This window comes from Chryseobacterium sp. AC417 (genome assembly GCF_979258215.1).
In genome coordinates, this window is sequence record NZ_OZ409845.1 from 2,946,589 (window position 1) to 2,969,529 (window position 22,941).

27 protein-coding genes and 1 tRNA gene are annotated in these 22,941 nt (G+C 35.2%); 10 read left to right on the top strand and 18 right to left on the bottom strand.

Annotation, left to right across the window (positions count from 1 at the left end; all coding sequences use genetic code 11):
• The first annotated feature begins 103 nt into the window (after window positions 1–103).
• The 5 genes from ACZZ9T_RS14015 (at window position 104) to ACZZ9T_RS14035 (ending at window position 2,672) form a co-directional block, all read left to right on the top strand.
• Complete coding sequence (locus ACZZ9T_RS14015; protein ID WP_463433126.1) at window positions 104–685, top strand: Crp/Fnr family transcriptional regulator; 582 nt, start codon at window positions 104–106, stop codon at window positions 683–685.
• A 147-nt stretch (window positions 686–832) separates the two neighbouring features.
• Window positions 833–1,450, top strand: a complete 618-nt coding sequence (locus tag ACZZ9T_RS14020; RefSeq protein WP_463442601.1) for a hydrolase — start codon at window positions 833–835, stop codon at window positions 1,448–1,450.
• Between the two features lie 69 nt (window positions 1,451–1,519).
• Window positions 1,520–1,876 (top strand): nuclear transport factor 2 family protein, encoded by a 357-nt coding sequence (locus ACZZ9T_RS14025; RefSeq protein WP_463442602.1) that lies wholly within the window; start codon window positions 1,520–1,522, stop codon window positions 1,874–1,876.
• 102 nt (window positions 1,877–1,978) lie between these two features.
• Window positions 1,979–2,368 (top strand): nuclear transport factor 2 family protein, encoded by a 390-nt coding sequence (locus ACZZ9T_RS14030; protein WP_463442603.1) that lies wholly within the window; start codon window positions 1,979–1,981, stop codon window positions 2,366–2,368.
• The gene (locus tag ACZZ9T_RS14035) at window positions 2,358–2,672 is read left to right on the top strand and encodes a MoaF-related domain-containing protein (RefSeq protein ID WP_463433134.1); all 315 of its coding nucleotides are present in this window, start codon (window positions 2,358–2,360) and stop codon (window positions 2,670–2,672) included. Before ACZZ9T_RS14030 ends, ACZZ9T_RS14035 begins: the two co-directional genes overlap by 11 nt.
• A gap of 159 nt (window positions 2,673–2,831) precedes the next feature.
• Here the strand turns inward: ACZZ9T_RS14035 and ACZZ9T_RS14040 are convergent, their stop codons facing one another.
• From ACZZ9T_RS14040 to ACZZ9T_RS14060, 5 genes are read right to left on the bottom strand one after another with little or no spacing between them, the layout of a single operon-like run.
• A complete protein-coding gene (locus ACZZ9T_RS14040) occupies window positions 2,832–4,007 on the bottom strand; it encodes a MalY/PatB family protein (protein WP_463442604.1) in 1,176 nt (391 codons plus the stop codon).
• 4 nt (window positions 4,008–4,011) lie between these two features.
• Complete coding sequence (locus ACZZ9T_RS14045; RefSeq protein WP_463442605.1) at window positions 4,012–5,577, bottom strand: ABC transporter permease/substrate-binding protein; 1,566 nt, start codon at window positions 5,575–5,577, stop codon at window positions 4,012–4,014.
• On the bottom strand, window positions 5,574–6,494 hold the full coding sequence (locus ACZZ9T_RS14050; protein ID WP_463442606.1) for an ABC transporter ATP-binding protein: 921 nt from the start codon (window positions 6,492–6,494) through the stop codon (window positions 5,574–5,576). The genes ACZZ9T_RS14045 and ACZZ9T_RS14050 overlap by 4 nt, the downstream gene beginning before the upstream one ends.
• Window positions 6,495–6,500: 6 nt before the next feature.
• A complete protein-coding gene (gene egtB, locus ACZZ9T_RS14055) occupies window positions 6,501–7,691 on the bottom strand; it encodes an ergothioneine biosynthesis protein EgtB (protein ID WP_463442607.1) in 1,191 nt (396 codons plus the stop codon).
• Window positions 7,692–7,711: 20 nt separating this feature from the next.
• The gene (locus ACZZ9T_RS14060) at window positions 7,712–8,695 is read right to left on the bottom strand and encodes an L-histidine N(alpha)-methyltransferase (protein ID WP_463442608.1); all 984 of its coding nucleotides are present in this window, start codon (window positions 8,693–8,695) and stop codon (window positions 7,712–7,714) included.
• A 344-nt stretch (window positions 8,696–9,039) separates the two neighbouring features.
• Here ACZZ9T_RS14060 and ACZZ9T_RS14065 point away from each other — a divergent pair, with 344 nt between their 5' ends.
• The 3 genes from ACZZ9T_RS14065 (at window position 9,040) to ACZZ9T_RS14075 (ending at window position 11,976) form a co-directional block, all read left to right on the top strand.
• Complete coding sequence (locus ACZZ9T_RS14065) at window positions 9,040–10,800, top strand: T9SS type A sorting domain-containing protein (protein ID WP_463442609.1); 1,761 nt, start codon at window positions 9,040–9,042, stop codon at window positions 10,798–10,800.
• Window positions 10,801–11,382: 582 nt separating this feature from the next.
• Window positions 11,383–11,616, top strand: a complete 234-nt coding sequence (locus ACZZ9T_RS14070; protein WP_463442610.1) for a hypothetical protein — start codon at window positions 11,383–11,385, stop codon at window positions 11,614–11,616.
• Between the two features lie 33 nt (window positions 11,617–11,649).
• A complete protein-coding gene (locus ACZZ9T_RS14075; RefSeq protein ID WP_463442611.1) occupies window positions 11,650–11,976 on the top strand; it encodes a T9SS type A sorting domain-containing protein in 327 nt (108 codons plus the stop codon).
• 410 nt (window positions 11,977–12,386) lie between these two features.
• Here the strand turns inward: ACZZ9T_RS14075 and ACZZ9T_RS14080 are convergent.
• The 12 genes from ACZZ9T_RS14080 to ACZZ9T_RS14135 all read right to left on the bottom strand — a co-directional run bounded on the left by ACZZ9T_RS14080 (window position 12,387) and on the right by ACZZ9T_RS14135 (window position 19,451).
• Window positions 12,387–12,460, bottom strand: a tRNA-Asp gene (locus ACZZ9T_RS14080).
• A gap of 241 nt (window positions 12,461–12,701) precedes the next feature.
• Entirely contained in the window at window positions 12,702–13,163 is a 462-nt protein-coding gene (locus tag ACZZ9T_RS14085) for a DoxX family protein (RefSeq protein ID WP_463442612.1), read from the bottom strand.
• A 93-nt stretch (window positions 13,164–13,256) separates the two neighbouring features.
• Window positions 13,257–13,700: an SRPBCC family protein gene (locus tag ACZZ9T_RS14090; RefSeq protein ID WP_463442613.1), complete on the bottom strand. Its 444-nt coding sequence runs from the start codon at window positions 13,698–13,700 to the stop codon at window positions 13,257–13,259.
• 62 nt (window positions 13,701–13,762) lie between these two features.
• Window positions 13,763–14,191 carry an SRPBCC domain-containing protein gene (locus ACZZ9T_RS14095; RefSeq protein WP_463442614.1) on the bottom strand — a complete coding sequence of 143 codons (429 nt, stop codon included), beginning with the start codon at window positions 14,189–14,191 and terminating at the stop codon, window positions 13,763–13,765.
• A gap of 105 nt (window positions 14,192–14,296) precedes the next feature.
• The gene (locus tag ACZZ9T_RS14100; protein WP_463442615.1) at window positions 14,297–15,160 is read right to left on the bottom strand and encodes a VOC family protein; all 864 of its coding nucleotides are present in this window, start codon (window positions 15,158–15,160) and stop codon (window positions 14,297–14,299) included.
• Between the two features lie 25 nt (window positions 15,161–15,185).
• On the bottom strand, window positions 15,186–15,599 hold the full coding sequence (locus tag ACZZ9T_RS14105; protein WP_463442616.1) for an SRPBCC family protein: 414 nt from the start codon (window positions 15,597–15,599) through the stop codon (window positions 15,186–15,188).
• Between the two features lie 72 nt (window positions 15,600–15,671).
• Window positions 15,672–16,103 carry a VOC family protein gene (locus ACZZ9T_RS14110; protein WP_463433160.1) on the bottom strand — a complete coding sequence of 144 codons (432 nt, stop codon included), beginning with the start codon at window positions 16,101–16,103 and terminating at the stop codon, window positions 15,672–15,674.
• 40 nt (window positions 16,104–16,143) lie between these two features.
• A complete protein-coding gene (locus tag ACZZ9T_RS14115) occupies window positions 16,144–16,668 on the bottom strand; it encodes a DinB family protein (protein WP_463442617.1) in 525 nt (174 codons plus the stop codon).
• Between the two features lie 25 nt (window positions 16,669–16,693).
• A complete protein-coding gene (locus ACZZ9T_RS14120; protein WP_463442618.1) occupies window positions 16,694–17,107 on the bottom strand; it encodes a VOC family protein in 414 nt (137 codons plus the stop codon).
• Between the two features lie 79 nt (window positions 17,108–17,186).
• The gene (locus ACZZ9T_RS14125; protein ID WP_463442619.1) at window positions 17,187–17,777 is read right to left on the bottom strand and encodes a Crp/Fnr family transcriptional regulator; all 591 of its coding nucleotides are present in this window, start codon (window positions 17,775–17,777) and stop codon (window positions 17,187–17,189) included.
• Window positions 17,778–17,866: 89 nt separating this feature from the next.
• Window positions 17,867–18,874, bottom strand: a complete 1,008-nt coding sequence (locus tag ACZZ9T_RS14130; RefSeq protein WP_463442620.1) for a glycosyltransferase family 2 protein — start codon at window positions 18,872–18,874, stop codon at window positions 17,867–17,869.
• Between the two features lie 205 nt (window positions 18,875–19,079).
• Window positions 19,080–19,451: a helix-turn-helix domain-containing protein gene (locus tag ACZZ9T_RS14135; protein ID WP_463442621.1), complete on the bottom strand. Its 372-nt coding sequence runs from the start codon at window positions 19,449–19,451 to the stop codon at window positions 19,080–19,082.
• A gap of 177 nt (window positions 19,452–19,628) precedes the next feature.
• On the opposite strand from ACZZ9T_RS14135, the gene ACZZ9T_RS14140 reads away from it, so the two are divergent.
• Complete coding sequence (locus tag ACZZ9T_RS14140) at window positions 19,629–20,948, top strand: hypothetical protein (RefSeq protein ID WP_463442622.1); 1,320 nt, start codon at window positions 19,629–19,631, stop codon at window positions 20,946–20,948.
• A gap of 11 nt (window positions 20,949–20,959) precedes the next feature.
• Window positions 20,960–21,526, top strand: a complete 567-nt coding sequence (locus ACZZ9T_RS14145) for a DUF6705 family protein (protein WP_463442623.1) — start codon at window positions 20,960–20,962, stop codon at window positions 21,524–21,526.
• 180 nt (window positions 21,527–21,706) lie between these two features.
• Here ACZZ9T_RS14145 and ACZZ9T_RS14150 read toward each other — a convergent pair whose 3' ends face one another.
• Window positions 21,707–22,876, bottom strand: a complete 1,170-nt coding sequence (locus ACZZ9T_RS14150) for a THUMP domain-containing class I SAM-dependent RNA methyltransferase (RefSeq protein ID WP_463442624.1) — start codon at window positions 22,874–22,876, stop codon at window positions 21,707–21,709.
• Between the last annotated feature and the right edge of the window lie 65 nt (window positions 22,877–22,941).

Below are 22,941 nucleotides of genomic sequence, written 5' to 3' on the forward strand. Positions count from 1 at the left end.
GTATTTAAATCTTACCTCAATAGAAAAAAGAATTTTGTCTGCATAACAGAAATATTATCAAAACTCAAAAAATAATTAACTTTGTCTGAGCTAATATCATTCCATGCATCCATTATTGAACTATATCAACCAGTACTCTACAACCCCAATTTCTGCAGAAGATTTCAAAGTCTTTCAGAATTACTTTATCAGAAAAAAACTGCGAAAAAAACAATTCCTTTTAGAAGAAGGAGAAATCTGCAAACATTTTGCATTTATTGTAAAAGGAGCCATGAGACAATATTATACAGACGATAAAGGCACTGAACATATTGTCAATCTTTTTGTTGAAAACTGGTGGGCAGGTGATCGCGAAAGTTTTGCAATGTCAACACCGAGTGCATATCATATTGATGCATGGGAAGACTGTGAAGTCTTTTTGGTCACGAGAGAAAGCACCGTAAAATTAGCCCATGAATGTCCTGCTTTTAATGAGCTTTTGTTAAAGCTTGATGAGAGAAACAATATTGCAACACAGAGAAGAATAACATCTTCCATCAGTTCTGTTGCGGAAAAACGCTATAATGATTTTGTTGAATGTCATCCGTATTTTGTTTCCCGCTTCCCTCAGCATATTATCGCATCCTATTTGGGAATAACAAAAGATACCCTTAGTAGAGTGCGAAAAAAGTTACTTAAAAAATAATATAGCCAATTTCTTATTTAGACATATATCTACTTTTTTTTTCGTCTTTTGTCTACTATTTTGACGGATCATTTCATTCACTTTTGTGATACTAATTTTATATCATAAAAAATGGAAAAATCTCCCAAAATCGGCCTTCAAGGTCTTTTGCGTCCTGAGGACAGCATTGTTGTACTGATTGATCATCAGCCTTATCAATTTACAAACCTCAACAGTCATGAGCCGACAATGATTGTAAATAATGTGACAGGGCTCGCCAAAGCATCCAAAATTTTTAATGTTCCTACAATTCTTACCACCGTTATTGAGGAACGAGGTGGCTACATTATCAAACAACTGCAGGATGTTTATCCTGATCAAAAACCTATTAACAGGACATTCATCAATACATGGGAAGATCCGAAGGTTACCGATATCGTAAAAGAAAGCGGCCGTAAGCAGCTGATTCTTGCCGGTTTATGGACAGAGATCTGCGTTGCGATGCCTGCAATTCAGGCATTAGGTGAAGGTTATGATGTTTTTGTGGTAACCGATGCAAGTGGTTCGACAACTTCAGAAGCGCATGATATGGCAGTACGCCGTATGGTTCAGGTCGGTATTGTGCCGATCAATTGGCTTGCGGTAATTGCTGAGTGGCAGCGCGATTGGGCACGTATGGAAACAGCGGGTCAACTTTCTGAAGTGATCATAGAACATGGTGGCGCAAGCGGTGTTGCACTTGCATGGGAACTGCAGCTTCTAAATACTCCTGTATCTACAAATTAAACATTTTACAGCACATCTTTTTATCATCAGGATGTGCTTGTTATTTAAAAAGATTCTAAAATCCAAAATATGAAAAATCAAGAAATCCAAATGATGGAAGACAACCTTCAACATGTTTGGAATGAAAAAAATTCTACCATCAGAATGGAAGCCATCAAAAAAATTTATGGAGAAGAAGCCAAATTGTACCATACAGGACATAAAGTAAAGGGATTAGATGCCATTAATGAAAGCGTGACCATAACACTTCAGAATTTGCCACCTGATTTTATTTTCACTCAGCTTAAACCTATTATCATTAATAATAATTTGGGCAGGCTCATTTGGGGAGCTGGTCCTGAAGGTCAGCCGCACGTTGCTACAGGAATGGATATCGCTCATTTTAAAGATGGAAAAATTAAATCATTATATGTTTTTCTTGATTAAGCAAACCAGAAAAATGTTTTATCATGTTGCTTTAATTTGATCCCTCGAACTAAAATAACATTCGGACATTAAAAGAAACAAATAAATTAAAACTAATAAAAAGTGAAAAATAAAGAAATCGTAGTGAAAGCAATGAATGAATTGTTTCACGAAAAAGACAGTACTGCTATAGACCGCTATTGGCATGAATCATACGTTCAGCACAATCCATCAATGATAAGCGGCCACCAAGGTCTCAAAGATCTTTTAACCCTACTTGATCCAAAGTTCAGATGGGAACCCGGTATTATTGTAGAAGAGGGAAATGTTGTTATCAGCCACAGCGTAGTTAATGGATGGGGTCCGATACCCGTCATTGTTGTGGATATCTTCCGTATCGAAGATGGGAAAATTGCTGAGCATTGGGATGTTGTACAAGAAGAAATTCCTGCATCAAAATCTGCAAATGGAAATCCTATGAACTCCTTTAATATGATTAAAAATGAAAAATAAATTAGTAGGCAACAAATACAGAATGGAAGTGGATGGTCTGAAAACAGAACTGTTTTTCGATTCTGATGACTCTTTAGTTTTTACCATTATTGACGGAGGCTCATTAACTAAAAACGGGTATTCAGAAAGAGTAAAAACAACCATTGCCGAGATTCGTGAAAATGTTTATATGGTTGCATGGAAAGAAATTTCAGGCGCTACGGTTACTCATGTTGAAGACCACGAGAAAGGAATTATCTACAGCAATGCAACTTTGGCTGACGGTAGTTTTTATACAATGAAAGGTACTATTCATTTGATATAAGACATTAAATCATAAAAGATTGTTTTATCGTGGACAAAAGCAGCAAGTAAAATTAGTTCACAAAAAGCCAAATGGCGCCACTTTAAAACAAGCGGCGCCATTTTTATTATATTCTAATTAATTTTAAATCATAGTAATGAGCGAATTTATTAGAAATTATTATTTCAAATTCTGACAAAAATTTTTCAATCGGTTCAAACCCTCAATTAGAATTTCCCTGGAGCAGCCAATATTGATTCTCAGAAAACCTTCGCCGGCTGAGCCATACAATGTTCCGGGATTTACCCAAAGCTTTTCTTCTTCGAGTAGAATTTTGGAAAGTTCTTCTGACGTTTTATTTAATGAACTACAATCCAGCCAGACCAAATAGGTTGCTTCTAATGGAATGACTTTAATTTCTGGTAAATTTTGGCTGATAAATTCTAAAAGATATTCATAATTTTCATAAAGATAAATTTTCAGTTCTTCCAGCCATTCTTTTCCATATTGGTAAGCGGCAACCAAAGCTTCTGCAGCCATTGGATTTGGATAACTTGTTTCCTGAATTTCGAAAGTTTTATGAATTTTATTTAAAATTTCAACATCCTCAGAAAGCACATAAGAAATAGGTAAACCTGCAAGATTGAAAGTTTTACAAGGCGAACCACAAGTAATAGATTTCAAATCATAATTTTCAGCAATCGATGCGAAAGGAATATGCTGATGACCGTTAACAACCAGATCTGCATGAATCTCATCTGAAACTACCATCACCTGATGTTTCGAACAAATTTCCGCCATCTTTTCAAGTTCACTTCTATTCCAGACTCTGCCAACGGGATTGTGAGGATTGCACAATAGCAGAAGTGTGGTTTTGGGATTTGAGGCTTTAATTTCAAGATCATCAAAATCAATTTGATAATTTTCGTTTCGATAGATTAAATTATTCTCGACCATTCCAAATTCACAATTTTCCAAAAGATTATAAAAATGATTGTAAACAGGCGGCTGAATAATAATATTTTCACCAGATTTAACAAAGGTTCTCAAGATTGCAGAAAGTGTCGGAATCATTCCAGGACCAGGCAGAATCGATTCTTTTTTAATATCAAAATGATGAATTTCTCTCCACCAATGAATTATCGAATCGAAAAAATCTGTCGGAACAAGATTGTAACCAAAAATACCTTGTGAAACTTTATTTAGAAGTGCTTCTGTAATTTTGGGCGCAGTTTTAAAATCCATATCTGCGACCCACATTGGCAAAACTTCGGCATCTTTCGCCAAATCCCATTTTACAGAATCTGTTAGTCGTCTGTCGATGATTTCGTCAAAGTTATATTTGCTGGTACTCATTTTTTTATTTTGAATCGAGATATTTTTTAAGGTCTGAAATACTTTTTATCTTCAATTCGTCTGCCTGTTTTTGTCGCATCATTAAGGCATAAGAATTATTAAATCCAAGCGGTTTCAACCATTGAATCCCATATTGTTTTCTGAATTCTGAATCTACAAATTTATAGGTTTCATCGGCATTTTGAGAAACAGTTTTAATGGTTTTTTCTGTAGATTTTAATAAAACTAAAAGTCCGGTTCCTGTATACTCGGGGTAAAAATCGATGGCATCGTTCATCAAAGCATCAAAACAGATTTTCGTACCGCCCAATCCGGTTTTGGTTTCCACTTTGTAATGGGTGTAGCCTTCGATCAGGATTTTATAAATCTCTGTGAGAATGTACTGCTCGCCAAAAATCTTTGAACCAATACGAATTGTTGCTCCATTTCCGTTTCGTGGAACTTTATATAATTTAGTTTTAATTAGAAAATCCTTCGCAATCTTTTCAGGTGTTTGGTTGAGATAGTCGGAACGGTAATTGAGATCCGTCATTATCGAATCATTGAATTTTCCTGATAATAAATTCAGGGTTTCTTCCAATTCAGGAAACTTTTCCAATGTTTTGGTTTTAATGATCGGAGCCGCAAAATACGGTGGAAATATTTTTTTATCATCTTCGAGAACATATAAATCAAAAGCTTTGATCCTTCCATCCGTAGAATAGCCGCTGATGAGATCCAATTCATTTTCGTACGCTGCTTTGTACATTAGGGCATCATTCACGACTTTAGGATTGACATCCATTCCATAAACGGAACGCAGACCTAAATTTCCGTCTTGTCTCCCCATAAATTCGGGCGTAAAACCTGCTTTCAATTTATTATCAGAAACTGATGTCATTAAATAAATAATTCCAAAAATCACTAAAAGTGCTGGAATTATATATTTTAATTTCTTTAAAAACTGATAGCCGGATCTCTGTAAAAGAGCGATAATCTGATCTAGCAAAATAGCCAATAACGCTGCAGGAATTGCACCTGCCAAAATCATATTGGTATTGTTTAATGAAATTCCGCCGAAGATAAATTCACCTAAACCACCTGCTGCAACGAATGACGCTAGTGTGGCAACCCCAACATTGATAACTGCTGCAGTTCTTATCCCTGCAATGATAACGGGCATCGCCAACGGAAGTTCAACTTTGAAAAGCAATTGTTTCCGGTTCATTCCCATTGCTTTTGCCGCTTCAATCACAGCGGGATTAACTCCTGCAATTCCTGTAAAAGTATTTCTTATAATCGGTAAAAGTGCGTAGATTAATAAGGCGACGATTGCCGGAGTAGCACCAATTCCAAAAGCCGGAATCATAAATCCTAACAAAGCAATACTTGGAATGGTCTGTAAAATCCCGGCAAAAGCAAGAACAGGACTTGAAAGTTTTCTTTTTCTTGCAATTAAAATTCCGAGAGGCAAACCCACGATAATCGCCAGAAGCAATGACAAAAAAGTCAGCCCAAGATGTTGCACAAGCTGAGTCAGTAATTTTTCGTGTTGTTCGATGACGAACTGCCAAAGACTTTGCTGCGTCATACGATTTGTAATTTTCGATAAATATTGAAAGCTTTGATCAGCATTTCGTATGACTCAGTATTTTTATGGTCAGAACTTAATTTTTGTAAAGCATCCCAAACACTTGTGTCTTTTGTAAATGTAAATTCACTGATAAAATTTTCTGAATGGATGAAAGAATTAACATCCTGCAAACTCGCCACTTTATATTCCAGTAACAATCTATTTTCAGCGAAAAAGTCTTTCACAAAATCATTTTCTGGACGATACAACATTTCTTTCGGTGTTCCGGTCTGGATAATTTTTCCTTTATCCATCAGGCAAATCCGGTGTCCCAGTTCAAAAGCCTCCTGAACATCGTGAGTAACAAGAATAATGGTTTTATTTTTAAGTTCTTTCAACGATTTAAATTCTGAATGAATATCGGCTTTCGTAATGTTATCCAAAGCTCCAAAAGGCTCATCCATCAGCAGAATTGGGGAATTGGCTATTAAAGCCCGTGCAATTCCTACTCTTTGCTGTTGACCCCCACTTAATTCACTGGGGAAACGGGAAAGCACCTCTTCGGAAAGATGAAGTTTAAGCAAGAGCTCTTCTGTTCTGTCTTGAATCTTTTTTTTGTCCCATTTCAATAATTCAGGAACAACGGCAATATTCTGCCTGACCGTATAATGAGGGAAAAGTCCGGAATGCTGCATCACGAAACCAATTCCCATTCTCAATTTCTCTATTTTCTGATCTTGGATATTTTTACCATCAATCAAAATATTTCCCGAGTCAGCTTCAATTAAGCGGTTAATCATCTTCAGAGTTGTTGTTTTTCCGCAACCGCTGGTTCCCAGAAGCACTAGAATTTCCCGGTCATTTGCCTGAAAAGAAATACCGTCTACTGCTGATTTTCCGTTGAAACTTTTTGAAACCGATTCTAATGTAATCATGGGCAGTTATTGAGCAAGTCTGATTCCGGTGAACTGCCATTTCAATCCCGTCTGGAAAAAATTACGGTACGTGTTTCTGCTGTGACCGATTGATGTTGCATCTGAAGCGCCACGCAAAACCATTTGATTGACCATAAATTTTCCATTATATTCACCAACTGCACCGGCTTCTTTTTTAAAACCCGGATATGGTAGGTAGGCAGAATCCGTCCATTCCCACCGGCTTCCCCATTCAAAATGATTGGATGCAATCTCCCACTCTGCTTCGGTTGGCAAACGCATCCCTTTCCAGGAAGCAAAAGCTGAGGCCTCATAAAAATTGATGTGACAAACTGCGTTATTCAGATCTAATTCCTGCAAACCATTTAGAGTATAATTCATCCACTTTCCATCAATCAAATGCCAATATAATGGGGATCGTGCTTCGTTTTGTTGTACCCAATCCCAACCTTCGGCGTGCCAGTATCTGAAATCTTCATACCCTCCCGCTTCCATAAATTCAAGATATTCCTTGTTGATCACCAATCGATGTGCTATTTCAAAATCATTTAAATAAACTTTATGTCTTCCCAATTCATTATCAAAACAGAAACCTTCTCCTTGAAAACCGATTTCGTAAACACCTTCTGAAAATCTGATCATTTCTAAATTTTCACTAGATCTTATTTTTATAGTTTCTTCTTTTTTATAAGCCGGAAAAAGTGGATTATGACCTAAAATATATTTGATATCAGTCAGCAATAATTCCTGATGCTGCTGCTCATGGTTGAGTCCGAGTTCCAGTAAAGGTTTTATTTCTTCAGTTAAAAATTCGCTTTGAAGAAAAGCATTCATTTGTTCATCGACATATTCCCGGTATTTGTAAATATCAGAAACAGACGGACGACTCAGATTTCCGCGATCGGTTCGGATTACTCTTGCACCAATAGTTTCATAATAACTGTTGAAAACGTAATTATACTGAGAATCAAAAACCTGATAACCTGGGAAATTTGGTTCCAAAATAAAAGTCTCAAAAAACCAGGTTGTATGACCTAGATGCCATTTTGGTGGACTGACATCAATGATGGGCTGAACAACATAATCCTCAATCTCGAGAGGTCTGCAAATTTCCACCGAAAGGTCACGAATTTCTGAATATTTCTCTGCCCAATTTATAATCGAATTTGATCTTGCTATTACTGAATTTGTCTTCATTTGATTCATTTATTTAAAATTTACAAAACCTGCCAGATAGAATCTACAAACCAGTTTTTAGAATCGTGGATTTCATCAATAATATGAAAATTAGAATCTCTGGCGAGTTTACTGATGTCTTCCCGGGAAAATTTTTGTGAGATCTCCATATCAATCAGTTCATTTTCTTCAAAGTGAAAGACCTGCTTTCCGATGTGTACATTTTGCTCCGAAAGACTTACTAGATAACTTTTGCAAGCGCCTGATATAGGGTCGTAGGTTTGGTAATGCTGGTAATTCAAAACATCGAAATCTGCTTCTAGTTCGCGATTCATTCTGATGAGAAGATTCAGGTTGAAAGATGATGTGATGCCTGTCTCGTCATTATAGGCATTGAGAATTGTATGCGGGTTTTTCTTAAGGTCGAAACCAACCAGAAGAACATCACCACGATTGAGTTTTCTCCTCAATTCTCTGCAGAAATGAGAGGACTCTTCCAAATCCATATTTCCGATATTTCCACCTAAAAAAAGAACCACTTTTCTTCTTTGCGATATGGTCATTGCCTTGTCCAGCATATCAAAATATTCGCCCTCCAAAGAAACGACCTCTAATTTTGGCAACTGTGTCCTAAATTTATGATTTAGTTCCGAAAGAATATTCCCAGAAATATCGATTGGCATATAAGTGAAATCTATATTTTCTTTTGTCAGATATTCCAGGAGGTAACGTGATTTCATTGCATCGCCTGCTCCTAATTCAATTAAATCGAAAGGTGAATGATCAGAAATAATACTATCCGCCAACGCCTTGGTTTTATTTTTAAAAATATCCAGTTCACAATCGGTCAGATAATATTCAGGCATATTCATTATCTGTTGAAAAAGTTGGTCACCCGCTTTATCGTAAAAATATTTTGATGACAATCGTTTCGAACTGCTTTTCAAACCATCGATAACGTCTGTGAGAAAAATTTGTTTTGAATTTTTTTGTGTCTGAAACTCTGTTTCCACCTGTGAATTCATATAAATATTGTTTTTTTGATTTTTAGAGAACTACAACTATCTTGCCGACACTAGAATTACTTCCTATAAAAGTATGAGCTTCTGCAATTTCATCTAATTTAAAGAATTTAATTTTAGGATGAATATCTTCATTTTCGACGATATACTTAGTCCTTATTAATTTTGAGAACGATCATCTCAATAATACTTGTTCCATTATAGAAGTTAAGTACCTCATGTGCATCTGGTGAAGTTGTTATCTGATATCTTTCACCTGAAAAGTCACTGCTAAATGAACAAAAACACTCCTCAACAGTTTTGAATTCTTATGATTTATCTTATTTTTGCAAATTATTAATAAATCTATGAAGTTCTTCTATATTTTAGCTTTTGTGTTTTTAACGCAGTTCTCTTTATCCGCTCAGATTCCCAATTGGGTAGCACCTGTCGGAAGTGACAGTGATGATTATGTATCTGATGTAGCAGTGGACGCTGCAGGGAATGTCTATTCAGTCGGAAGGTTTCTTAACTGGGCAGATTTTGATCCGGGAATTCCAAACATCAATATGAATACTTTTACATTGGATAAAGGAAATTTATTTGTTGTAAAATACAGCCCGGCCGGTAATCTGATCTGGGTTAAACAGATCGGAGGTGATAAAGGTGTCAGTGTCAATGCAGTGGATGCTGAATATTTACATCCCAAGATCACATTAGACGGATTGGGGAATTTTTACATCACCGGGCTTTATGATTACCGTATGGATTTGGATCCGAGCCCTTCATCATCATTTTTCCTGTCTGATATACCGGGCATTGGTGCCACATATCGCTTTGTTGGGAAGTACACTACTGACGGAGGATTTGTATGGGCCAAGAGAATCGGTGGCAATGACAATTTAGGCTGTGTTTTTAATAACATGAAAGTTGATAACTTGGGAAACATCTATTTTGCAGGAAACTTTTGGAATACGGTTGATTTTGATCCGGGAACCGGGACTTTTAATCTAACTTCCGATAACAGTTACGATATCTTTATGATGAAACTCGATACCCAAGGAAATTTTGTGTGGGCAAAAAAAATAGGAAACCCGGGTCAGGATGATATTGTAAGAAAAATGGTTATCGATAATCAGTATATGTACATTACCGGTTCTTATAAAGGGCTTGTAGATTTTGATCCGCAAAGCACAGTCAGCAATCTGCTTTCTGTAGGAAATACTTTTGACGGATATCTTGCAAAATACAGTTTATCAGACGGGAGCCTGCAGTGGGCTCAATCTATTGGAAGCGGAGTCGGCGCAGACAGCGGTTTTGCAATTCAGGTTGATAATAACGGCAATGTGTACACCTCAGGACATTTCAAAGGAAGTGTTGATTTTAATCCAGACCCTATCAATACTGCTATTTTGACCAATACAGGAACTTCTTACAGTACCTACTTCTTAAAGCTTTCATCTACAGGACAATTTGTTTGGGTAAAGAGATTCAGCGCAATGGGCGCTCTTTATCCCACAGAACAAAAACCATATGATATTGCAGTAAAAGGTAATAAAGTTTATTTAGCCGGATACTTTTTGGTAAGTATGGATTGTAATCCTGATGAGAATCAGCAGTATGTCATCACCGCCAACGGTGGCAATTATGATATGTTTATTATTGCACTGGATACCGATGGCGTGTTTGCCGGAGCGAAAAGCTATGGGGGTATACTTCATGACTATCTTTATACGATTGCTATTGATAACAATGAGGACATTATCTTGGGAGGAAAATATTCTGAAGATGTAAATTTTAATCCGGCTATAACGAACGTCAATGTCGACGGAGTTTATGATGGGTTTACAGTAAAACTTAGTAAAAATATGTTTCTCAAAACTATCGATGTTAGTTTGCCGGTAAAACTCAATATATATCCGAATCCTACAAGTGACAAGATTAACATTCAATCTGAATCACATATCAAAAGTGTTGCAGTTTACAGTATTGACGGTAAGCTTATTTTCTCAAAAAATACAGATGGTAAATCTGCTGAATTAAATCTAAAAGATTTAACTACCGGCATTTACCTGCTTCATATTAATTCTGGTGCTCAGACTTTTGTTGAAAAGATTATTAAAAAGTAATTGCATAATCTGTTTGATGCTGATTGAAGGGTTGACTTTTCAATTTGATTATTAACCAATTATCAATATTTCTTCAATTAATTTTTCATGAATTCACGACTGTTTTGTTTTACTGTCAGAACAAGTAGTGGTAAAATACTGTTATTCTTTTGGTAATCATAACCTATATCCCTATATATTGATTTATAAATAAAGCAGCTTAAATGAACTGCTGGATGATTACAAAAAGCATTCTCCATGTCAAGATTTTTAACTGATATTGGTTTTTGAGGAAAAAAATACGACGCAGAAATAAATTCCGCTTAACATATACGGAAAGATCGACAACATTAGGAACGGAACCGATCTTTCAAAGTCAAAAGTAAAAGAGGGAACATTATCCAGATACTTATAGAAATGAATATTAATCAAAAGCCTGATCAAGAAATTGACCAGGCTAAATATATATAAGATGGAAAGTTGTTGGTTTAAAAGTTTTGTAATTTCGGCTAACCCGCTACTGTTTTTCTTTTAATATTATGTTATAAAAACTATAACACCTGTGTAGAATCTTATTATTTTCCTTTCCTGATTTTAAGAGCCTTGATCATTATTATTTTACACAGTTTTTTTAGAGAAAACTCAATTTTCAAATATAATGTATGTAATGGTGCTTCTGTTCAGCTAAATAATGGTTTTCCGCAAGTTTATGGAGATCATCTCTGGTTCAGGTGTATTCCTGGAAGTAATCCTCCACAACCTACAGATGCCTGCATAATTCCGGGTGCAACAGGAGATTCTTATACTGCAACCGAAACTGGGCTGTATGGTTTTTAAGCCTGCACAGAATACTGTCCAGACCAATGTGAAATGTTGGCAACATTTGCCTTTCTACAGCTGAATTTCGGAAATTGGAATTTCTGTCAAAACCTTTCTACCGGAGAAACTACTACGCAGGAAAATAATTTAAATGTTTATCCCAATCCTACTGCTCAATTTTTATATATAGGTAAAGAATCTCACAAGAAATATACTGAAGTATCAATTATCGATATGACCGGAAAGCTCATAAAGCAGAAAAAAGAACATCAATTTAAAGAAGCTATCGACGTAAGCAGTTTTGTTCCGGGTATTTATATGATTGTATGTAAAAGCGCAGAAGGTAAAATGTTCAGAAACAAATTCATAAAGAAATAATGAATTTAAAAAATCATAGTTAGTTTTTTTATACTTTTTATTAAGAGAAGCCGGTAGATTTTTTCTAACCTGCTTTTTATATAATTTCAAAAAATTCTTTCTTCAAAGTTTCAATACTGCTGTTGCTGAAAGGTGTAAAAAGTGAATTGAATGTATTGTTCATTTCGTTTAGCTTTTGAGATTTAAAATTAAACCTTAGCAAAAACTTATCACAAGATATTCAGTTGCTGAAATAGCTCCTGAAAAGGGTTTATCTGAATTTTCAGTGATCTTCTTAAACCTCTTTCAACTGGTCACTGAACAGGTCACTTTCAAATTATCCTTTTAGTTCTCCTTGAAAAGACATAAAACAAAAAAAGCTTTAAAACATATGTTTTAAAGCTTTTTGTACTACTTTGATATTGTACTTGCGATCCGGACGGGACTCGAACCCGCGACCTCCGCCGTGACAGGGCGGCATTCTAACCAGCTGAACTACCGGATCTTTTTAAGTGCTAAAATTTTAAAATGGAAAAGAATTTTAAAAACTAACTCTACTCATTTATTCAAGCTAATATATGTTTTAAATTACTGTGATAGTGAATTTCAAGACATTTGAAAAGCTTAATTTTAACTGGTGCAAATATATAGTTTTTTTTAGTTTTCACAAAATAAGTCATCTCTTTTAGCCTTACAACAACCTAAAATCCACATTTTCAGATACAAAAATTTTTACTTCAATGACTTTAGGATGCATAATAAATCCCAAAATACCACGTCCAGATAATTAAAATTATCTGCATCGGAACCCGCTGTGCATATAAATAATTCATTCCCGGACCAGAATAATCGCCTTTAAAAATGTTGACCTTTTTTTTAGATGAATTGATATTGGCTATAAAAACCAAAACATAAAAGATAATAAGTAAAACTGCTGTGAATTCACGTATTGAAGGAATCATTAAACCAATTCCGGCTGCAATTTCTAAAATTCCTGTAAAATATACCCAGAATAATTTGCCAGGAATAAAATCAGGAATCATCAAAGCCATTCCTTTTTGAAATTTAAAATGTGAAAAACCTGTAAAAACAATGAAAACAGCCATCCCTAAATTTCCGGCAAACAAGAAATCCCAATTTTCCTGAAAGATTTTAGTTCCCAGTAATGCCAGAATGAATGTTATGAAAAGGATGCTTAATAATTTCATGAGCCAGGTAAATTTTCGCAGATTACAATTGCAAAATTATAGTAATATTAGCTCTTTTCGCAATATAAGCTGTGAAATGATATTCAGGACTTATCAATTATTCTCAGCAAGACTTTTCACAACTTCTAAACCTTTTATAAAACCATGATCAATGTGCTCCTGCCAGTCTTTGTCAACCTGCACTTCTGTATGAAGCTTTGTTTTTCCATCAAAATCGATTAGAAAATATTTTTCAAAACATCCGCTCCACTGCTTGATCTCCATACTTTCCGTATCTTCTACTCCATCTTTATCAACCATTCCGAGATGTTTGAAGATGATTTGATCAGGTTCTTCTAAACTATCAATAGTAGATACCATTCCTGCACCTTCTGCATTGACGAAATACGTTTTACCATCTACTTTCCAGTCTGATTTCATTTGAGAGCCCGAACCAAAAAATTGTGTCCACTCACTGTACGTTTCACTTCCCCAAAGAACGTCCCATACTTTCTGTTTAGGAGCATTGATAATAATTTCGTGTGATAATGTTTCCATAATGTTGATTTTGTTGATTATTTAAAATCAATAAGATTTTATACTTGAATATTGGTATTTCACTACAGCTGATTTTCAGACAAATGTTTAACATTCTGAAGTGCCTGAGGAAATTTTTCTTCAAAGAATACTTTAAATTCTTCCGAAGTTTTAATTTTTGCAGTTAATTTTGTGCCGTTTTCTGTCTCTTCCAAAAGATAAGATTCTGTTGCATCTCCCCACTCCTGAGGAACTTCTACTCCATCATAAATTTCTCCAAGATGCAGAAAAACCATCTCTTTATTGGGATCATTTTTAAGAACTTTGCTATACATCCCGTTGTTACTCGGGTCAAAAAATTTCATGATGCTTCCTTCTTCCCAGGTTCCCACGTAAAATGAACCTTTGGTGAAAGCAGAAGTCCATTGTCTGTAACTCATATCGTCCCAAAGAACCGTCCAGACTTTTTCTGGTGGTGCATCAGTCTGAATTTCGTATTGTAAAATTTCCATAGTTTTAATTTTAATCATTAGATAAACTTAAAGTCTAAAAAATTGAAATTTATTTTAAAGAAGACTTTAAAGACCTGATTTTACATCAAACGGCAAGCCGAAAAATTAAGAATGATAAGCCTGTTCCAAATCTTTAATGATGATTTTCCGCATTTTCATCATTGCCTGTACAACTTTTTGAGCTTTCACCTGATCAGCATCGCTCATCAATTCAATTAATTTTTTGGGGACGATCTGCCAACTCATTCCGAACTTATCTTTCAGCCAGCCACACATACTTTCTCTACCTCCGTTCTCCGTTAAAGAATTCCAGAGATGATCTGTTTCTTCCTGATTATCGGTCATAATGACCATAGAAATCCCTTCATTAAAATCAAATTGATGATCGTAAGAATTATCCATGCAGAAGAACGAATAATGATCAATCTCAAAGTGAGCGTGTTGTAGATTATCAGGAATTTCATGACTTTCATTCCCTACACCTTCTCCGTATTTCAGGACGCTTCCTATTTTAGAATTCGGAAATATTTTTGTGTATAATTCCATCGCTTCTAAAGCCTTTCCGTTATTTTGGTGAATAAACATCAAGGTCGGAATAATTCTTTGTTCGCCTTGTTTTTCACCCAGATAAAGCTGCCATGTCACGCCAAACTGATCACGCACCCAACCGTATTTTTTACTCCATGGGTAAGAATCCAAAGGCATCAAAACAATTCCGCCATCTGATAACTGATCCCAATAATTCTGAACCTCATCTTCAGTTTCGCACATGATCATAAACGAAACCGAAGCATTTTTTTCAAACTGCGGACCGCCATTCAAAAGCATTAATTTTTGACCCAACAGCTCAATATTCATCACAACCGGTGTATCTGCCGTAATTTTTCCGTTGAATATTTTACAATAAAAATCTGCTGACTGTTTTGCGTCTTCGTTATACCAGAGACATGGAAAAATATTGTTATTCATGATTTTATTTTTTTAATGAAAGCTCTTAATTGTTTTCCACATATTTATGAAAGTTGTTGAGTATCGCATACCAACCGTCGCGCTGCATCTCGGTGGAGTTTTGTTTTTCAGGATCAAATATTTCGGTTACTTTGGTGGTGCTTTCATCTATTTTTTCAAAAATCACTTCAACGCTTCTGCCGTCTTCCAGATGATATTTAATCAATTCATTCTGAATAATTTCATCATAAATGCCAATCAAATTAAACCCGAAACTTCCATCTTTTGCCTGCATTCTGTTATTGAATTTTCCACCGACTCTAAGATCATTTTCTGAAGATGGGCATTCCCAGCTTTCGTGAGCAAAATTCCATTGGGTAATGTGTTCCGGCTTATTAAAATAATCCCAGACCTTTTCTACCGGTGACAAAATCGTAATGTCTATTTTTATTTTATCCATAATTTTTTTTATTTAATCGTGTAAAAGGAAGGGTAACCAAAATAGCTACCCTTGTATTCATTAAATATAAAACTATTTTATATATTCTTCATTATAATTCACCATCCAATAGACACCATATTTATCCTGGAAACTCCCAAAATAATCTCCCCAAAACTGATCTTCGAGGGGCATTTCTATGTTTCCTCCTTCAGAAAGTCCTTTGAAAAGTTTTTCTGCATCTTCTCTGGAATCCGGGAAAATCGAAACGTAATTACTGTTTCCCACTGATAATGTCTGTCCGAATGAAGGAACAATATCCGAAGCCATTAAAAGATCACCACCAACCGGAAGTGCAATATGCATTACTCTGTTTTTTTCTTCATCTGATAAATTTTCTGTTCCCGGAGCATTGCCCATTTTGTGGATTTCGCCTACGAATTCTCCGCCAAAAACAGATTTATAAAATGTGAAAGCTTCTTCTGCTTTACCATCAAAATTGAGGTATGGATTTAATTTTGCCATGATTTTTAGGTTTAGATTTCATTAATAATTTTTAAAGAATTTAGTATTTCATATTTTCGTCAAAGTCATATTTCATGCCTTCGTACCCTAGAATTCTGCGCATCAGACCGATCTGTCCGCATAGATAATCTTCACGACCGATGCACATCCCAACGAAATTGAGCACATTTTCCGGGAAAAATTCAATGTTCATTCCCATCGGAAATGCTTTTCCCAATTCTTCATCAGAAACATTTAATAATTTTTCATAGACTAAAGGTGATATTTGATGAAAATTATCCTTCAGCTGTTGTAAAGTTGGATATGATAAGCTTTCATCCAAAGCTTTGCCCTGAAAGAAAAAATCTTTGAATTCAAATTCTTCGTTCAGACCAAGTACATTTCCTAAAGCATACCGCATATCGAGAAAATTTCCGACCATCCAGATAATGTGATTGGTTCTGCCTTCAATTCTCTTCAAAGCGTCGTCTTCAGAAATTCCGTCCAGAACCATAAGAAAACTTTGGCTGTGCCCACGAAATGCGGGAATGATGATGTCTAATTTTTTTGATGTTGGTGTGTCCATAATTTTATATTTGAAAATTTAAAATCTAAGGCTGAGCAGGTAATTGAGAAATGTCGCCGTACATCACTTCCCACTGATGACCATCAAGGTCTGCAAAAGCGCTTTGATACATCCATCCATGATCTCTTGTTTCGCTGTAGACAGAACCGTCGTTTTCTACTGCAGTTTGTACCATGGCATCCACTTCGTCACGACTTCCTACACCAATAGCGAGAAGCGTCTGTGTAGTATCATTCTTCGAGATAGCTCTGTTTGTAAAAGTCTGAAAAAACTCTTCCTGTAAAAACATTACGTAAATATGGTCTTCTTTCATGACCACACAAATTGCTTTATCATCAGAGAATTGCTCGTTTATCTCAAATCCTAGCTTCGTCCAAAATTCTCTTGTTTTGTGAACATCTTTTACGTGAAGATTTACATAAATATCGGTGATCTGCATATTGTAATTTTTTTTAAGGTTAAACTTTTAACCAAAATTACTTCGTATATGCTATATTCAACTTGCCATAAGACAAGATTTAATCTTTCTTTGGATGCGAAACCAATTCTTTACGGATTCTGCTTAATGAAGTGTCTGTAACTCCCAGATAGGAAGCAATTTGTTTTAAAGGTGCAAACTGTATAACTTGTGGTTTTTGTTCTAAAAGCTGAAGATAACGTTTGGTGGCAGATAGAATGAACATCTCTACAGAACGCTGTTTGTAAAGAAAAAGCTGTTGCGACATCCATGCTCTTCCCCATTCTCTGAGGTTTGGAATTTTATGAAACAGCTCCTGAAAAACCTCAAAATCCATTTTCCAACATTCGCAATCGGTGATGCAAACAATGTTTTCCTGTGTCGGGATTCTCTGGAAGAGTGAAGATACTTCAATGATAATTTCATTTTCTGCAAAAAAGTTGGTGGTCACTTCGTTTCCGTTGAAATCATTAACAAACGAACGCGCCAAGCCTTTTTCCAGAATATAATATTCATTAGCTGTTTTGCTTTCACGAAGAATAATTTCTCCTTTTTGGAAAACAACTTTTTCATGAGCATTAATAATTTCATCCAGTTCTTCCTGGAAGAAAAATGGAAAATCGTAGTAAACTTCAAAGGATTTATTTTTCATCAATCACTGTTTTAAAATTTTAAAATTAAATGATTTATGGGAACTGACGAAAAAAAATATCTCTAAATTATCAATGAATACAACTTAGCTTATAATTGTTTGTGAAAGTGTTTTGGAAAAGCGTCTTCAGGTTTCATTCTGACAACATTCAGCAGAAACCAGGACTTCAGAAAACCGTAACCATAAGAAAACATCTGAATATAAGTAGAAATAACAGCCATTCCTGCAATGGCTATATTCTTTGTAACCATCATCGCATGAATTAAAACCATGAATGTATACAACCCGTAAAATGCGAGAATAACCCCTCTTCCCAAAACAAAATATTCTATAAATCCTAAAATATATCCCAACAAAAACAGCGTAGGAAATGCAAATGATATTTTTACGTATTTCGGATGTCTTTGGTTCAGAATAGGTCTTGCACAACCAAACTGATACACTTGTTTTGAAAACTTTCCAAAGTCTACACGGCGTTTGTGATAGACCGCAATATCATCAAAAAAAGCTGTCGTAAAGCCGTTTTCCCAAAGTGTCATCGACAAATCCGGATCTTCACCAATTCTCATTTCTGAAAAACCGCCAACTTTCTCGAAAACCTCTTTTTTCACTCCCATATTAAAACTTCTTGGCTGAAACTTGGAAACCGCTTTTTTATTTCCTCTGATTCCTCCGGTCGTAAAAACAGATGTCATTGAATAAGAAATCGCTTTCTGCATCAGATTAAAACCTTTATGCGCCTTATCTGCACCACCAAAAGCATCACAAGGAATCGTGAGAATATCTTTTTTAATATTCTGAATATAATCTTTCTCCACAATCACGTCGCTGTCTACAAAAACAAGCCAATCGTTCGAAGCTCTTTTTGAACCGTAATTTCTTGACAAACCGGGTCCTGAATTATCTTTCCTGAAATATTTAATATCTAAAATCCCGTCAAAACTATGAATGGTCGGTTTCAAATCGATGAGAGAACCATCATCTACAATAATGATTTCAAACGCTTTATCAGTCTGAAAAGCGAGCGAATTAAGAAGCTCAAAAAGCTCGTCTCTTCGATTAAATATGGCAACGACAATGGAAATGGTAGGATTCAAATGGAATTTTTTTCAAAATTAATTATTCGTGAATGAACTTACAAACAGTTTACCGTTAATTAAAATATAAAACCAGAATATTTCTATTCTGGTTTGTATTTAATTCTTTGCCATTGAGACTAAATTTCTACGCTTAAAAAATATAAAAATGAAACAACTATATCTTTTATTATGAAATATTTAAATTCTTACAATGATGTTCTTTTTATTTTTTCAGTAGATTTTCAATTAGTTTACTTTGATTTTCCATAAGCTTTGAAATCTGCTCCTGGTTTTTCAAAATGCTCTGTAACAATTCTGCTGATTGAATATTTACTGTTGAATCTTTAGGGTAAACGATATTTGAGTTTTCGAAAGTATTATTTGAAATAATGACGTTTCCTTCATTTTCAAATAAATCTTGTATTTCTATTTCAAAAGCCTCTGCAATTTTTCCTAATTTATCTAAACTAGGTTTTGCCTGATCTGTTTCCCATTTGTTATATGCGGGTTGAGAAACATCTAATTTATAAGCAACATCAGCTTGAGACCAGCTTCTATTTTGTCTTAGCTGTTTAAGTTTTGTTCCTAAACTCATGTAATATTTTTTACAAATATAAAATAATTTATATTGATAACTAAAGGTTATAAAATTATAACTGTAGGTTGTTGGTTGGACATAAAACAATTTCTATTTTTGAAAAATCATAATCACATTTTAGTGATTGCAGAAAAATTTATATATTTAATCCATTAAAAACCAAACACAACTGGTATGAAAAAAAATCTATTTCTCAGGCTTTGCCTGCTGATGACAGTGATGCTGTCGCTCTATTCCTGTATTCACGATGAAGTCTACTCTTCATCTGACCCTTCTTCTACAGAATACATCAACAAAAGTCTCTGGAAACAGGACGAAAGGTACATTACCAATGTCATGAAAGTCTATGCCGAAAACGAGGCAGACATCAAGAAAGTAAACGGAATCCCTTACTGGGACTATGCCACGACAGTAGAGAGCTTCGACGAAAGCTTCGTCGCAGTGCCAATCGTAGACAACGGAAAAGTAACCTCGGTGCTGAAAGTACCGAGACACGGAAAGAGGATCTACTTCTATTACACGCATGACGAAAGCGATATTGCATTTTTCCGGGCTTTGGTTTTTGCCAAAATTAAAAAAGCAGGAATGCCGGATGGTTCTACGGCACAGACCAACACTATTACCTGTACCCGACAATGGGTAAGTATGTGGTATCCTGATGATGAAAGTAATCCTGATGGACCGGGATCTTGGGGATCTCCTATCTCAATTATCAAATGTAAAGCATTAAAAGACGAATGTCTTGGCTTTATCAACGAGTACGGACAATGTGACGGTGGTAATGGTGAAGGCGGCTACACTTATCCCGGACTTGGTGGTGGCGGTGGAAATGAACCGGAGGAAGAGGAAGATCCATGTACAAGAACAAAGGCAACTACTACCAATCCTCAATTTGTTTCAAGTGCAAATACTCTAAAAGGAAAAACTGATTTAAAAAGAGAAACAGGATATACTCTTTCTCTCGGTGCACAACCGCAGTTTTTAGATAGTCCTTTAGGGTCTTCAGAAGTAAAATTCACATTTCATCCAACAACTTATGCATTTATGCATACTCATTATGACGGAATTTATCCTATCTTTTCACCCGGAGATATTATACGTTTCAACGAATGGATTGTATGGGCAAAATCATGGAACGACATCCCAACCAATAATCCCAAGATTGATCTCAATAATCTTTCCTATACGGTAGTAACAAGTTGGGGAAGCTATACGATGACATATGATGGTATGGGATCAACGCCTTTTCAAAATTTTACACAACAAGAAGTTGATAATATAAATAAGAAATACATTAGTATGTTAAGAAGTTGCGCTACTGCTGGTGCTTCAGGTATATCTTATAATATGGATAAGTTAGAAAAAGAATTTATGAAATTCATGAAAGATAATCTTAGTATGCCAGATTTAAAACTCTTTAAAGTTGAAAATAGTGGCAATACAGAACTCTATCTAGAAAACGGAAACAGAAAAACAAACCCATGTCCACAATAAAATTTAAAATTATGAAACATTTACTTATAATATTAATTTCTACTCTTGCAATATCTTGCAAAGCGCAAATATTTCCTTTAAACACAAGTCCCGGCGACATTCCTGATAATGCCTACATTAAAGATATCAATAATGAGTTGGATAAATATATAGGGGTATGGACAGGAAACTGGAACGGGAAAACAGTTTATATCGATCTTAGAAAGGTGAAATATTATTATGATGGTAATCATCCATATTATATGGACGAAATAAAAGGTGAAAGAAAAATCATTAATGCAAATGGTACTATAGAAATAGACCGCATCAGTAATTTCGCAAATGATGGTGCAGAATTTTGGGGTATATTCCCAAGTTTAGTATATCCAGGAAAAGATACTATACTTTTCTTTCCGAGAGATATGTGCAGAAAAACTGCAACAATACATATTACAAATATCACTTCTACTCAAATGACCTTAAAATTGATGTTTGATCCAAGTTACTATGATGAGAACTGTATTCACAATGCTTATGTAGCACAGCATGGTGACTGGCCAATTAATTTCCCTAAAGATATTGTGTTGACAAAACAATAATACAAATAGTTATATAGGAAGTAATAATGTTTATTGCAATGTTCCAGAATATCTCCTGCAAACCAGCAAGAGTATATCAACATTCTAAAAAAAGAGATCGAAGATTTAAAAGCTAAAATTACTCAGTTAGAAAAAAAACAGAACTTCATTTGAAGTTCTGTTTTTTTGATGATTTAAATTTTAGTCTTCTTTATTCTCCAGTTTATGCAACTTCTTCGTTCCTTCATACATTTCATACTGCAAAAACCGGGTTTCCAGTTTTCCGTTGAAGAGTTTGATTTTTCTTGAAGGTCGCAATCCTATTTTCTTCGGTGCATCGAGATCTGAAGAAATCAGCCACGCCAAAGTGTTAGGATAATTCGTTTTGAACGTATCTCCTATCTTTTTGTAAAAATCATCATCATTAATCGAAATTCTCTCGTTATAAGGCGGATTGAAAACCATTAACAAAGGAAACATATCTTTTTTAGTATCAAAGAAATCTTCTCTTCTCACTTCGATGACGTCTTCCATTTCTGCAGATTCTACATTGGTTCTTGCAGCATCAAGCATTCTACCGTCAATATCATAACCCACAATTTTTCCGTGAAATTCTCTAATTCTGTCTACGCGATGCTGTTTTATTGTTGCAAACAAATCTTCATCATAATTTTTCCAGTTCTGGAAAGCAAATCCTCTTCTGTACAATTGCGCAGGCAAATCCATCGCAATCATCGCAGCTTCAATTAATAGTGTTCCCGAACCGCACATCGGATCAAGGAAATTTCCTTTTCCGTCCCAACCTGCCAGTTGCAGCATTCCGCTTGCTAAAACTTCGTTGATCGGTGCTTCACCCTGTTCTCTTCTGTAGCCTCTTTTGAATAAGGCATCACCTGAAGAATCGAGAGAAATTGTTACCAATTCTCTGTCGATGTGAAGGTGAAATTTGATATTAGGAGATTTCGTTTCGATGTTGGGTCTCTTTCCATATTTATTCTGGAAATAATCTACAATTGCATCTTTCATTTTGAAAGTCATGAACTGAGAATGACTGAATCTTTCAGAATTCACCGTAGAATCGATGGCAAAAGTCTGATCGACATCCATGAACTGATCCCACTCAAATTTAAAGAGTCTGTCGTAATATTTTGTTTCGTTATAAGCTTTAAACTCATCAATCGGAACCAGGATTTTCAAAGCTGTTCTTGCAGAATAATTGATTTTATAAAGAAAACCTAAATCTCCTTCGCAATTCACTGCACGATTTTTAAGTTCAACGTTTCTTCCACCCAGTTTTTTGATCTCTTCACCCAAAACGGTTTCTAATCCGAAGAATGTTTTTATCTGAATTTTAATATTTTCTGTATCCATAAATTATAATTAAAAGATTTAACTATTTAAAAGTCAAAGAATTACCATTTCAATTTCTCAATTAA